The organism is Angustibacter speluncae (assembly GCF_054777815.1).
Genome location: NZ_BAAHAF010000086.1, coordinates 105,416 through 117,629 on the forward strand (window position 1 = coordinate 105,416; position 12,214 = coordinate 117,629).

General features: G+C 72.9%; 8 protein-coding genes. 7 read left to right on the forward strand and 1 reads right to left on the reverse strand.

The window, feature by feature from the left end:
- Positions 1 to 34: 34 nt before the first annotated feature.
- A complete protein-coding gene (metH, locus tag ACYVKY_RS10735) occupies positions 35 to 3,847 on the reverse strand; it encodes a methionine synthase (protein WP_460434965.1) in 3,813 nt (1,270 codons plus the stop codon).
- Between the two features lie 150 nt (positions 3,848 to 3,997).
- Between metH and ACYVKY_RS10740 the strand changes: the two genes are divergently transcribed.
- The 7 genes from ACYVKY_RS10740 (at position 3,998) to ACYVKY_RS10770 (ending at position 12,148) form a co-directional block, all read left to right on the forward strand.
- The gene (locus ACYVKY_RS10740) at positions 3,998 to 4,684 is read left to right on the forward strand and encodes an HAD family hydrolase (RefSeq protein ID WP_460434966.1); all 687 of its coding nucleotides are present in this window, start codon (positions 3,998 to 4,000) and stop codon (positions 4,682 to 4,684) included.
- 162 nt (positions 4,685 to 4,846) lie between these two features.
- The gene (locus tag ACYVKY_RS10745; RefSeq protein ID WP_460434967.1) at positions 4,847 to 6,544 is read left to right on the forward strand and encodes an ABC transporter substrate-binding protein; all 1,698 of its coding nucleotides are present in this window, start codon (positions 4,847 to 4,849) and stop codon (positions 6,542 to 6,544) included.
- A 135-nt stretch (positions 6,545 to 6,679) separates the two neighbouring features.
- Complete coding sequence (locus tag ACYVKY_RS10750) at positions 6,680 to 7,720, forward strand: ABC transporter permease (RefSeq protein WP_460434968.1); 1,041 nt, start codon at positions 6,680 to 6,682, stop codon at positions 7,718 to 7,720.
- On the forward strand, positions 7,717 to 8,703 hold the full coding sequence (locus ACYVKY_RS10755) for an ABC transporter permease (protein ID WP_460434969.1): 987 nt from the start codon (positions 7,717 to 7,719) through the stop codon (positions 8,701 to 8,703). The genes ACYVKY_RS10750 and ACYVKY_RS10755 overlap by 4 nt, the downstream gene beginning before the upstream one ends.
- Before the next feature lie 41 nt (positions 8,704 to 8,744).
- Positions 8,745 to 9,797 carry an ABC transporter ATP-binding protein gene (locus tag ACYVKY_RS10760; RefSeq protein ID WP_460435074.1) on the forward strand — a complete coding sequence of 351 codons (1,053 nt, stop codon included), beginning with the start codon at positions 8,745 to 8,747 and terminating at the stop codon, positions 9,795 to 9,797.
- A gap of 38 nt (positions 9,798 to 9,835) precedes the next feature.
- On the forward strand, positions 9,836 to 10,981 hold the full coding sequence (locus tag ACYVKY_RS10765) for an ABC transporter ATP-binding protein (protein ID WP_460435075.1): 1,146 nt from the start codon (positions 9,836 to 9,838) through the stop codon (positions 10,979 to 10,981).
- Positions 10,982 to 11,023: 42 nt separating this feature from the next.
- Positions 11,024 to 12,148: a zinc metalloprotease gene (locus ACYVKY_RS10770; RefSeq protein ID WP_460434970.1), complete on the forward strand. Its 1,125-nt coding sequence runs from the start codon at positions 11,024 to 11,026 to the stop codon at positions 12,146 to 12,148.
- Positions 12,149 to 12,214: the final 66 nt, after the last annotated feature.

Consider the following 12,214-nt stretch of genomic DNA (forward strand, 5'->3'; position numbering starts at 1 on the left):
CCGGGGCCCCGCCCGGGTCGCACGGCGGGGCGTGTCAGTCGTCGGGCGTGTACCCGAGGTTGGGCGACAGCCAGCGCTCGGCCTCGGCGAGCGTCCAGCCCTTGCGCTCGGCGTAGTCGGCGACCTGGTCGCGCCCGAGGCGACCCACCACGAAGTACTGCGAGTCGGGGTGCGAGAAGTACCAGCCGCTCACCGAGGCGCCGGGCCACATCGCCATGCTCTCGGTGAGCTCGATGCCGGTGTTGGCCTGCACGTCGAGCAGGCGCCACAGCGTCTGCTTCTCGGTGTGGTCGGGGCACGCCGGGTACCCGGGCGCGGGACGGATGCCGCGGTACCGCTCCTGGACGAGCTCGGTGTTCGGCATCCGCTCGTCGGGCGCGTAGCCCCAGTGCTGGCGGCGCACGCGCTCGTGCATCCGCTCCGCGAACGCCTCGGCGAGCCGGTCGGCCAGCGACTCGAGCAGGATCGCGCTGTAGTCGTCGAGCTCGGCCTTGAACGCCGCGACCCGCTCCTGCGACCCCAGCCCGGCCGTCACGGCGAAGCCGCCCACGTAGTCGTGCAGCCCGGTCTCGCGGGGGGCGACGTAGTCGGCGAGGCTGCGGTTCGGCACGCCCTCGCGGTGCCTGCCCTGCTGCCGCAGCTGGTGCAGCACCGCCACCGGCTCGCCGCGCCGCTCGTCCGCGTAGACGCGGATGTCGTCGCCGTCGGCGTCGGCCGGGAAGAACCCGATCACCGCGGACGCCCGCAGCCAGCGCTCGTCGACGACGCGGTCGAGCATCGCCTGCGCGTCGTCCCACAGCCGCCGGGCCGCCTCGCCGGTCGCGGGGTTGTTGAGGATGTCGGGGTAGCGGCCCTTCATCTCCCACGAGTTGAAGAACGGCTGCCAGTCGATGTACTCGCGCAGCTCGCCGAGCGGGTAGTCGTGGAAGGTGCGCACGTACTGCGCGAGCTTCTCGTCGCGGTGGTCGAAGGTGGGGCCCTCGTGCACGTCGCGGGCCTGCTGGGCCAGCATCCGCGGACGGGGCGGACGGTAGGCGTCCCAGTCGATCGGGCTGCGCGCCGCCTGCGCCTCGGTGAACGGCAGCAGCGCCCGGCCGTCCTGCTTGGCCGCGTGCCGCTCGCGCAGCGAGGCGTAGTCGGCCGCGACCTGCTCGAGCAGCGCCGGGCGGCGCTCGTCCGAGAGCAGCTGCGACACCACGGGCACCGACCGCGACGCGTCCTTCACCCAGACCACAGGACCGCTGTAGCGCGGGGCCACCTTCACCGCGGTGTGCGCCCGCGAGGTGGTGGCCCCGCCGATGAGCAGCGGCAGGTCGAGGCCGAGCCGCTCGAGCTCGACGGCGAAACCGACCATCTCGTCGAGCGACGGGGTGATCAGGCCCGAGAGCCCGATGACGTCGGCCTTGTGCTCCTTGGCGGCGTCGAGGATCTTCTGCGCCGGCACCATGACGCCGAGATCGACCACGTCGTAGTTGTTGCACTGCAGCACGACGCCCACGATGTTCTTGCCGATGTCGTGCACGTCGCCCTTGACCGTGGCCATGACGATCTTGCCCTTGGCCTTCTCGACGTCACCGGGCTTCTTCTCCGCCTCGATGAAGGGGATCAGGTAGGCGACGGACTTCTTCATCACGCGCGCCGACTTCACCACCTGCGGCAGGAACATCTTGCCGGCGCCGAACAGGTCGCCCACGACGTTCATGCCGTCCATGAGCGGGCCCTCGATCACCTCGATGGTGCGGCCGCCACGCGACTCGACCTCGGCCCGCAGCTCCTCGGTGTCGGCCTCGACGAACGCGTCGATGCCCTTGACGAGCGCGTGCGAGATGCGCTCCGCCACAGGCAGGGACCGCCACTCCTCGGCGTCGGCCTCGACGACCTCGCCGGTGCGGTTGTACTTCTCGGCGATCTCGAGCAGCCGCTCGGCGGCGTCGGGACGGCGGTTCAGCACGACGTCCTCGATGCGCTCGCGCAGCTCGGGCTCGACCTGGTCGTAGACCACGAGGGCACCGGCGTTGACGATGCCCATGTCGAGACCGGCCTCGATGGCGTGGAACAGGAAGACCGCGTGGATCGCCTCGCGCACCGGGTTGTTGCCGCGGAACGAGAAGCTGACGTTCGAGATGCCCCCGGACACCTTGGCGCCGGGCAGGTTCTGCTTGATCCAGCGGGTGGCCTCGATGAAGTCCTTGCCGTAGGTGGCGTGCTCCTCGATGCCGGTGGCCACGGCGAAGACGTTCGGGTCGAAGATGATGTCCTCGGCCGGGAAGCCGACCTCGTCGACCAGGATCCGGTAGGCGCGGCCGCAGATCTCCTTGCGCCGCTCGAGGTCGTCGGCCTGCCCCTGCTCGTCGAAGGCCATCACGACGGCGGCTGCGCCGTACTTGCGGCACAGCCGCGCGTGCTCGCGGAAGGGCTCCTCGCCCTCCTTCAGCGAGATCGAGTTCACCACCGGCTTGCCCTGGACGTTCTTCAGGCCGGCCTCGATGACCTCCCACTTCGAGGAGTCGACCATCACCGGGACGCGGCTGATGTCGGGCTCGCTCGCGACCAGCTTGAGGAAGCGGTCCATCGCGGCGACGCCGTCGATCATCCCCTCGTCCATGTTCACGTCGATGACCTGCGCGCCGGCGACCACCTGCTGCGCGGCGACCGACAGCGCGGTGTCGTAGTCGCCGTCCCGGATCAGGTTGCGGAACCGGGCCGAGCCGGTGATGTTCGTGCGCTCGCCCACGTTCACGAACAGCGAGCTGTCGTCGACGGTGAACGGCTCGAGGCCGCCGAGCCGCAGCGCCGGCGGCACCTCGGCCGGCTCGCGCGGCGCCAGGCCCTCGACCGCCCCGGCGATCGCGGCGATGTGCTCGGGGGTGGTGCCGCAGCAGCCGCCGACCAGGTTGACGAAGCCCGCCTCCGCGAACTCCTTGACCACGGCGGCGGTCTCGTCCGGCTGCTCGTCGTACTCGCCGAAGGCGTTCGGCAGACCCGCGTTCGGGTAGCAGGACACGAACGAGTCGGCGACGCGCGACATCTCGGCGATGTACGGCCGCATCTCGGTGGCACCGAGGGCGCAGTTCAGGCCGATCGCGATCGGCCGCACGTGCCGCACGGACGCCCAGAACGCCTCGGTCACCTGACCGCTCAGCGTGCGGCCGGACGCGTCGGTGATGGTGCCCGAGACCACGACCGGCCAGCGCCGGCCCTCCTGCTCGAAGAGCGTCTCGAGGGCGAAGATCGCGGCCTTGGCGTTCAGCGTGTCGAAGACGGTCTCGACGAACAGCAGGTCGGACCCGCCGTCGACCAGCCCGCGCGCCGCCTCCAGGTACGCGGCCACGAGCTCGTCGAACGAGACGTTGCGGGCGCCCGGGTCGTTGACGTCGGGGGAGATGGACGCGGTGCGCGTCGTGGGTCCCAGCGCCCCTGCCACGTAGCGGGGCCGGTCCGGGGTGCGGGCGGTGGCGGCGTCGGCCTCGCGGCGCGCCAACCGGGTCGACTCGAGGTTGAGCTCGTAGGCGAGCTCCTGCATGCCGTAGTCGGACAGCGAGATCGCGTTCGCGTTGAAGGTGTTCGTCTCGATGACGTCGGCGCCGGCGTCGAGGTACTCGCGGTGGATGCCGGCGATGATCTCGGGCTGGGTCAGCGTGAGCAGGTCGTTGTTGCCGACCAGGTCGCTCGGCCAGTCGGCGAACCGCTCGCCCCGGTACCCGGCCTCGTCGGGCCGGTCGCGCTGGATGGCCGTGCCCATCGCGCCGTCGAGGACGAGGATGCGCGAGCGCAGGGCGGCCGACAGCTCCTCGGTGGCGTCGGGGCGCCGGTCCGCGGTCGTGGTCGGCTCGCTGGGTTCGCTCACGCGGGCTCCTCGGGTGGTCGGTGCCGTGCACGGGCGTGCGGGGGTGCACAGGCGGCAACAGCCGTCCAAGTATGGATCTTCCGCGCGCCGCTGCGGTCCACGGGTCGGGCGCGCCGGGGGCGCCGGCACCCGGTCCCGTACCGTCGTGGCGTGCCCGCCCCGCTGCCGTCCGCCGTGCTCTGGGACATGGACGGCACCCTCGTCGACACCGAGCCGGCGTGGATCGAGGCCGAGTACGCCCTGGTCGCCGAGCACGGCGACCACTGGGACGACCACCTCGCGCACAGCCTCGTGGGCAACCCGCTGCTGGTGTCGGCCGAGGTGCTGCGCGACGAGGGCGGCGTCCGGCTCGAGGCGCACGCCGTGGTCGAGCGGCTCATGGGGCACGTCGTCGAGCGGGTGCTGCACGACCCGCCGTGGCGCCCCGGTGCGCGCGACCTGCTGGACGAGCTGGCCGGGCACGGCGTCCCGCAGGCGATGGTGACGATGTCGTGGACGCCCCTCGCCGACGCCCTCGTCGGCCAGCTGCCCACCGGCCTGCTCGCGACGGTGGTGACCGGCGACGAGGTCACCCACGGCAAGCCGCACCCGGAGCCGTACCTCACCGCGCTGCGGCGGCTGTCGCCCCTCGGCGTCGACCCCGCCAGGGCCCTCGCGGTCGAGGACTCGCCCACCGGTCTGGCGTCGGCCGAGGCGGCGGGCCTGCGCACGCTCGCGGTGCCCCACGTGGTGCCCGTGCCGGCCGCTCCCGGGCGCACCGTGCTGCCCTCGCTGGAGGGCGTCCGCGCCGCCGACCTGCTCGCCCTCGTCGGGCTCGGGACGACCGCGGACGCGTGACCGCGGGGCGCGGAGCCCGTGACCGAACCGTGACGTCACCGTGTCCCACCCCGTGGTCTGCCACCGGCCATCTCGCACTATGGTCAACCCGCCGCCCGGACCGGGACGGCGACGTCCGGCGAGCCGGAAAGAGCTGGCTCGCCCTGCTGGATGAGGTGAACGATGCGACTTCGCAGCACCGGAACCCGAGGCCGTGCGGCCCGGGTCCTCGCTGTGGTGGCGGTGGCCGGGCTGGCGCTGTCGGCCTGCGCCCAGAGCGAGCGGGACACCGGCGGCGGTGGCGAGGGCGGTGGCGAGGAGGCGGCCGGCGGCACCTTCGTGTTCGCCGCCTCGTCCGACCCCGGCATGCTCGACCCCGCGTTCGCGAGCGACGGCGAGACCTTCCGCGTCGCCCGCCAGATGTACGAGGGCCTCGTGGGCACCGAGCCGGGCACGGCCGACCCCGCCCCGCTGCTGGCGAAGAGCTGGACCCAGAGCGAGGACGGCCTGAGCTACACCTTCGAGCTGGAGGAGGGCGTCAAGTTCCACGACGGCACCGACTTCAACGCCGACGCCGTCTGCGCCAACTTCGACCGCTGGTACAACTGGACCGGTCTCCTGCAGTCGCAGAACCTCTCGTACTACTACCAGTCGCTGTTCAAGGGCTTCGCCGAGTCCGAGGACCCGGCCCTGCAGGGCGGCATCTACGGCGGCTGCGAGGCGGCCTCCGACGCCGAGGTCACCATCTCGCTGACCAAGCCGTTCGCCGCCTTCGTGCAGGCGCTGTCGCTGCCGGCGTTCTCGATGCAGAGCCCGACCGCGATGGAGGAGTACGACGCCGACAACGTCGAGGGCACCGAGGACGACCCGCGGTTCAGCGCCTACGCCACCGAGCACCCGACCGGCACCGGCCCGTTCGTGTTCGACTCGTGGGAGCGCGGGCAGAGCGTGACGCTCAAGCGCAACGACGACTACTGGGGCACGAAGGCCCAGCTCGACACGGTCATCATCCAGACCATCTCCGACGCGCAGGCGCGCGTGCAGGCGCTCAAGGCCGGCGAGATCGACGGCTACGACCTGGTCGCGCCCGGTGACGTCGAGGGCCTGGAGTCCGAGGGCTTCCAGATCGTCAACCGCCCCGCCTTCAACATCCTGTACCTGGGCATGAACCAGAAGGTCGCCCCGCTGAACGACCCGAAGGTCCGCCAGGCGATCGCGTACGCGATCGACAAGGAGGCCGTCATCTCCCAGTCGCTGCCCGAGGGCACCACGCCCGCGACGCAGTTCATCCCGGAGACGGTGAACGGCTACAACTCCGACGTCACCACCTACGACTACGACCCCGAGATGGCCAAGCAGCTGCTGGCCGAGGCCGGTGCGACCGGCGCGACGATCGAGTTCAACTACCCGACCGGCGTCTCGCGGCCGTACATGCCGAGCCCCGAGGACACCTACGTGGCCATCAAGGCCCAGCTCGAGGCCGTCGGCCTGGTCGTCACCCCGACCGCGGACAAGTGGAACCCCGAGTACCTGGACAAGATCCAGGGCAGCGAGGCCCACGGCATCCACCTGCTCGGGTGGACCGGTGACTACAACGACACCGACAACTTCCTCGGCGTCTTCTTTGGCAAGGCGAGCAACGAGTGGGGCTTCGACAACCCGGAGCTGTTCTCGGCGCTCGAGGAGGCCCGCGGCCTGCCGACCATCGACGAGCAGACCCCGGCGTACGAGGCCATCAACGAGCAGGTGATGGAGTTCCTGCCCGGCGTCCCGCTGGCCAGCCCGGTCCCGTCGCTGGCGTTCGCGCCCGGCGTCGAGGGCTACTCGGCCAGCCCGGTGCAGGACGAGGTCTGGAACGAGGTCACGGTCAGCGACGACTGACCCGACCCCTGACCAGGCTGTTCCTGCCCACCAGGTGATCAACGGGGTGCCCCGGCCGCGGCCGGGGCACCCCGCACCCCTGACCGGACGGTCCACCCCACCGGGGTGGGCGTCGTCCCGAGAGGGAGCCCTCGCGTGCTGAGATTCGTCCTGCGCCGGCTGCTGCTGCTCGTCCCCGTGCTGATCGGGCTGTCGGTGCTGCTGCTGCTCTGGGTGCACGCCCTGCCGGGTGAGCCAGCCCGCGCGCTGCTGGGGGAGCGCGCCACCGACCAGTCGATCGCGACGGTCAACCGGCTCTACGGCTTCGACCGCCCGCTGCACGAGCAGTACGTCACCTACGTCGGCGCGCTGCTGCAGGGCGACTTCGGCAGCAGCTCGCGCACCGGCCAGCCGGTGCTCGCCACGTTCCTCGAGCGGTTCCCCGCCACGATCGAGCTGTCGGTCGCGGCGCTGCTGTTCGCGGTCGTCGTCGGCGTCCCGCTCGGCTACGCCGCGGCCCGCCGCCACGGCACCGCCGTCGACTCGCTCGTCGTCAGCGGCTCGCTGCTGGGCGTGGTCGTGCCCGTGTTCTTCCTGGCCTACCTGCTCAAGCTGGTGTTCGCGGTCGGGCTCGACGTGCAGCTCGGCCCGCTGAACCTCGCCGACCTCGCGTTCCTGCCCACGGCGGGACGCCAGGACGCGCGCATCGACGCGACGCACGTCACCAACTTCTACGTGCTCGACGGCATCCTCACCCGCGAGTGGGACGCCGCCTGGGACGCCGTCCTGCACCTCGTGCTGCCCGCGCTGGCGCTCGGCACGATCCCGCTGGCGATCATCGTCCGCATCACCCGGGCCTCGGTGCTCGAGGTGCTGGGCGAGGACTACGTGCGCACCGCGCGGGCCAAGGGCCTGGCCCGCGGCCTGATCTCGCGCCGGCACGTGCTGCGCAACGCGCTGCTGCCGGTGGCCACGACGATCGGCCTGCAGACCGGCCTGCTGCTGTCGGGCGCCGTCCTGACCGAGACGGTCTTCGCCTTCAACGGCATCGGCGAGTACCTCTTCCAGGCGATCAGCTCGCTCGACTTCGCGGTGCTGCAGGGCTTCATCCTGTTCATCGCGCTCGTCTACGCGCTGGTGAACCTCGTCGTCGACCTCAGCTACGGGATCATCGACCCGAGGGTGCGTGTGTCATGAGCATGATCGAGCAGTCCGGCGGTCCGCAGTCCGCGGGCCAGGCGCTCGGCGAGCTGCCCGCCGCCGGCGGGGAGGACGAGCGGGGCACCAGCCTGCTCAAGGGCGCGATGCAGCGCCTCGTGCGCAACCCGGTCGCCATCCTCGGCGCCCTGATCGTGCTCGCCTTCATCCTGGTCGCCGTGTTCGCCGACCTGATCGCCCCGTACGACCCGGCGGGAGCGCAGTGGGGCAACCAGATCACGCCGAGCAGCGTCCCCGGCCCGTCGGACGAGCACCTGCTCGGCCTCGACTCCTTCGGCTCCGACCTGTTCACCCAGCTCGTGCACGGGGCCCGGCAGAGCCTGGTGATCGGCGTCGTGTCGACGGCGGTCGGCCTGTTCTTCGGCACCCTGCTCGGCCTGGCCAGCGGCGCGTTCGGCGGCTGGGTCGACACGCTGCTCATGCGCGGGGTCGACATCATGCTGTCGATCCCGTCGCTGCTGATGGCGGTGAGCATCGCGGCGCTGCTGAGCCCCCAGATGAGCCGCCTCGAGCCGTCGCTGGGCAGCTGGGTGCTCGGGCTGCCGCTGATGATCGCGATCGCGGTCGTGCAGGTGCCGATCTTCGCGCGGCTGCTGCGCGGGTCGCTGCTCGCCCAGCGCAACGCCGACTACGTCCTCGCCTCGGTCTCGCTCGGCCTGCGTCGGCGCACCGTCGTGATGAGCCACATGCTGCCCAACTCGCTCGGCCCGGTCATCGTGCAGGCCACCCTCGTGCTGGCCACCGCGATCATCGAGGTCGCGGCGCTGTCGTACCTGGGCCTGGGTGCCCCGGATCCGACCGTCGCCGAGTGGGGGCGCATGCTGGTGAAGGCGCAGAGCCGCCTCGAGACCGACCCCCAGCTCGCGCTGTGGCCCGGCGCCTGCATCGCCGTCACCGCCCTCGGCTTCACGCTGCTGGGCGAGGCCCTGCGCGAGGCCCTCGACCCGAAGTTCCGGAGGTGAACCCGGTGAGCACCGACGTCACCGACCTCGACCCCGGACGCGTGGAGCCCGAGCGCTCCGGCGGTCCGCTCCTCGACGTGCGCGACCTCACGGTGCGCTTCACCCGGCGCGGCCGGCCGGACGTGCGCGCCGTCGACGGCGTCTCGTTCTCGGTCCGTCCGGGCCAGGTGGTCGGCCTGGTCGGCGAGTCCGGCAGCGGCAAGTCGGTCACCTCGCTGGCCGTGATGGGCCTGCTGCCGAGCCGCGGCGTGCAGGTCGAGGGCGAGGTCCGCTTCGGCGGCCGCGACCTGCTGACGGCGTCCGACCGCGAGCTCGCGCGGATGCGCGGCAGCGACATGGCGATGGTGTTCCAGGACCCCATGACCTCGCTGAACCCCGTGGTGCCGGTGGGCACCCAGGTGACCGAGGTGCTGCGCACGCACACCGACCTCGACCGGTCGGCGGCGCGCGAGGAGGCCGAGGACCTGCTGCGCCGGGTCGGCATCCCCGACCCGCGCCGGCGGCTGTCGGAGTACCCGCACCAGCTCTCGGGCGGGATGCGCCAGCGCGCGATGATCGCCATCGCGCTGGCCTGCAAGCCGCGGCTGCTCATCGCCGACGAGCCCACCACCGCGCTCGACGTCACCATCCAGGCGCAGGTGCTCGAGCTGCTGCGGCAGCTGGTGAAGGAGACCGGCACCGCGATGATCATGATCACCCACGACCTCGGCGTCGTCGCCGGGCTCTGCGACGAGGTGAACGTGATGTACGCCGGCCGGGTCGTCGAGAACGCCTCGCGCACAGAGCTGTTCGGCGTCCCACGGCACCGGTACACCGAGGGGCTGCTGGCCTCGATCCCGCGGCTCGACCAGCCGCGCGGCGAGAAGCTGCGGCCCATCCCCGGCACGCCGCGCGACACCGTCCCGTGGTCGGTGAAGTGCGCGTTCGCGCCGCGCTGCCCGCACGAGGTCGAGGCCTGCAGCGAGCCGGGCCTGGCGCTGCGTCCCGACCCGCAGCGGCCCGGCCACCTGGTGCGGTGCGCCAACCCGGCCGACGTCGCGCAGGCCGCACCGCACCCGGACGCCGTCCCCGCCCCGAGGAAGGACCTGCGGTGAGCACCCCCGACCTGAGCAAGGCCGGCGAGCAGGGCGCGGTGCCCGCCGGCGCCGCACCCCCGGTCGACCGCCCGCGCGGCGAGGTGCTGCTCGACGTCCGCGACCTCGAGGTGCACTTCCCGATCCGGCGCGGCCTGGTGCTCGACCGCACGGTCGGGCACGTGCGCGCCGTCGACGGCGTCTCGCTGCAGGTGCGCCGCGGCGAGACCTACGGCCTGGTGGGCGAGTCCGGCTGCGGCAAGTCGACGCTCGGACGAGCCGTCCTGCGGCTCGAGCAGCCCACCGGCGGCAAGGTGCTGCTCGACGGCACCGACCTGGCCACGCTCAAGGGCGAGAGGCTGCGACGCGCGCGCCGGCAGATGCAGATGGTGTTCCAGGACCCGATGGCGAGCCTCGACCCCCGCCAGAGCGTCGAGAGCCTGCTGACCGAGCCCCTGCGCGCGCACGCCGGCGGCGAGGACGCCGTGCCGAAGGCACGCTGGCGCGAGCGCGTGCTCGAGATGCTCGAGGTCGTCGGCCTGCCGTCGAGCGCGGCGGCGAAGTACCCGCACGAGTTCTCCGGCGGCCAGCGCCAGCGCATCGGCATCGCCCGCGCGATGGTGCTGAACCCGCGCCTGGTCATCGCCGACGAGCCCGTCAGCGCCCTCGACGTCTCGGTGCAGGCGCAGGTGATCAACCTGCTCGAGGAGCTGCAGGACGACCTCGGCCTCACCTACGTCGTCATCGCGCACGACCTCGCCGTCGTGCGGCACATCAGCGACGTCATCGGGGTGATGTACCTCGGCACGCTCGTCGAGCAGGCGTCCAGCGACGACCTGTACGCGCAGCCGCTGCACCCGTACACGATCTCCCTGATGTCGGCGATCCCCGTGCCCGACCCCGACGTCGAGGACCGGCGCGAGCGCATCCTGCTCGCCGGCGACCTGCCGAGCCCGGCGAACCCGCCGAGCGGCTGCCGGTTCCACACCCGGTGCCCGTTCCGCCAGGCCACCCGGTGCCACGACGAGGTTCCGGCGCTGCGCGAGGTCGAGCCGGGTCACCTGGTGGCCTGCCACTGGGCCGAGCAGGTGCGTGACGGCACCGTGCGGGCGTCCGCCGCGGCGCACGACCCGACCGCGGAGGCCGGCACCGCGCTGCCCACGCCCACCACCCGGCCGACCGGCGGCCCGCCGCCCGCTCCGTAGGCTGGCGGAGGGACGGCCCCGTCCCGGCAGGCAGGAGGTGCGATGGCCCGGACCGAGCGCACCCCCGGCGTGCGCCTGGGGCAGGTCGCCGGCGTGCCCGTCTACGTCGCGCAGAGCTGGTTGCTGGTGGCCGCCCTGGTCACCGTCCTGTTCGGCAGCGGCCTGGCGCCGCAGCTCGGCGCCCTCGCGTACGCCGTCGGCGTCGGCTACGCCCTCGCCTTCTTCGTCGCGGTGGTCGTGCACGAGGCCGCCCACGCGGCGGCGGCCAGACTCGTCGGGTTGCCGCCCACCCACATCGTCATCACGTTCTGGGGCGGCCACACCCAGTTCGAGTCCGAGGCCGTCTCGCCGGGCCGGTCGGTCTGGGTCGCCGTCGTCGGGCCGCTGGCGAACGCAGCGCTGGCGCTCGGGGGCTGGCTGGCGCTCGGGGTCGTCGGCACGGCCGGACCCGACGACACGGGCGCGCTCGTGGCGACGCGGCTCTTGCTGGCCTTCACGCTGACCAACGCCCTGCTGGCGGGGTTCAACCTGCTGCCGGGCCTGCCGCTGGACGGCGGACGCGTGCTCGAGGCGCTGGTGTGGCGGATCACGGGCAGCCGGGCGAGCGGGACGGTCGCCGCCGGCTGGGGCGGTCGCGTCGTGGCGGTCCTGGCCGTCGCGATCGCCGCCTGGCCGCTGCTGGAGGGACGCCAGCCGCGGCTGCTCAGCGTCGTCTGGGCCGCCCTGATCGGCGCGATGCTCTGGTCGGCCGCGGGCCAGGCCATCAGCAGCGCCCGCGTCCGGGGCCGCGCCGAGCGGCTCGACCTGCGGTCCGTGATGCGGCCGGTGGTCGCGGTGGCGCCGGGCACCCCCGTCGCCGACCTGCCACCCGCGAGCGGGCAGGCGGTCGTCGTGCTGGACGCCGCCGGCGCGGTCACGGGTGTCGTCGACGACGTCGCGGCGGCAGCGGTCCCCGTCCCGCGCCGCCACGAGGTGCCGGTCGAGTCGGTGTCCCGTCCGCACGAGCCGGGCGCCGTGCTCGACGTCTCGCTCGCCGGTGACGCGCTGATCGCCGCCGTGCAGCGTGCCGGGCGCGAGCGCCTGCTCGTCACCGACGCCGGCCGCGTCGTCGGGGTGGTCGACGTCGAGCACGTGGTGCGGGCGCTGGTCGCCCCCGTCCGCCGCTGACGAGCCGCCGCCGACGACCCGCCGCCGACGGCCGCCCGGCCGGCGAGGGTGGGCTGCGCCTAGACT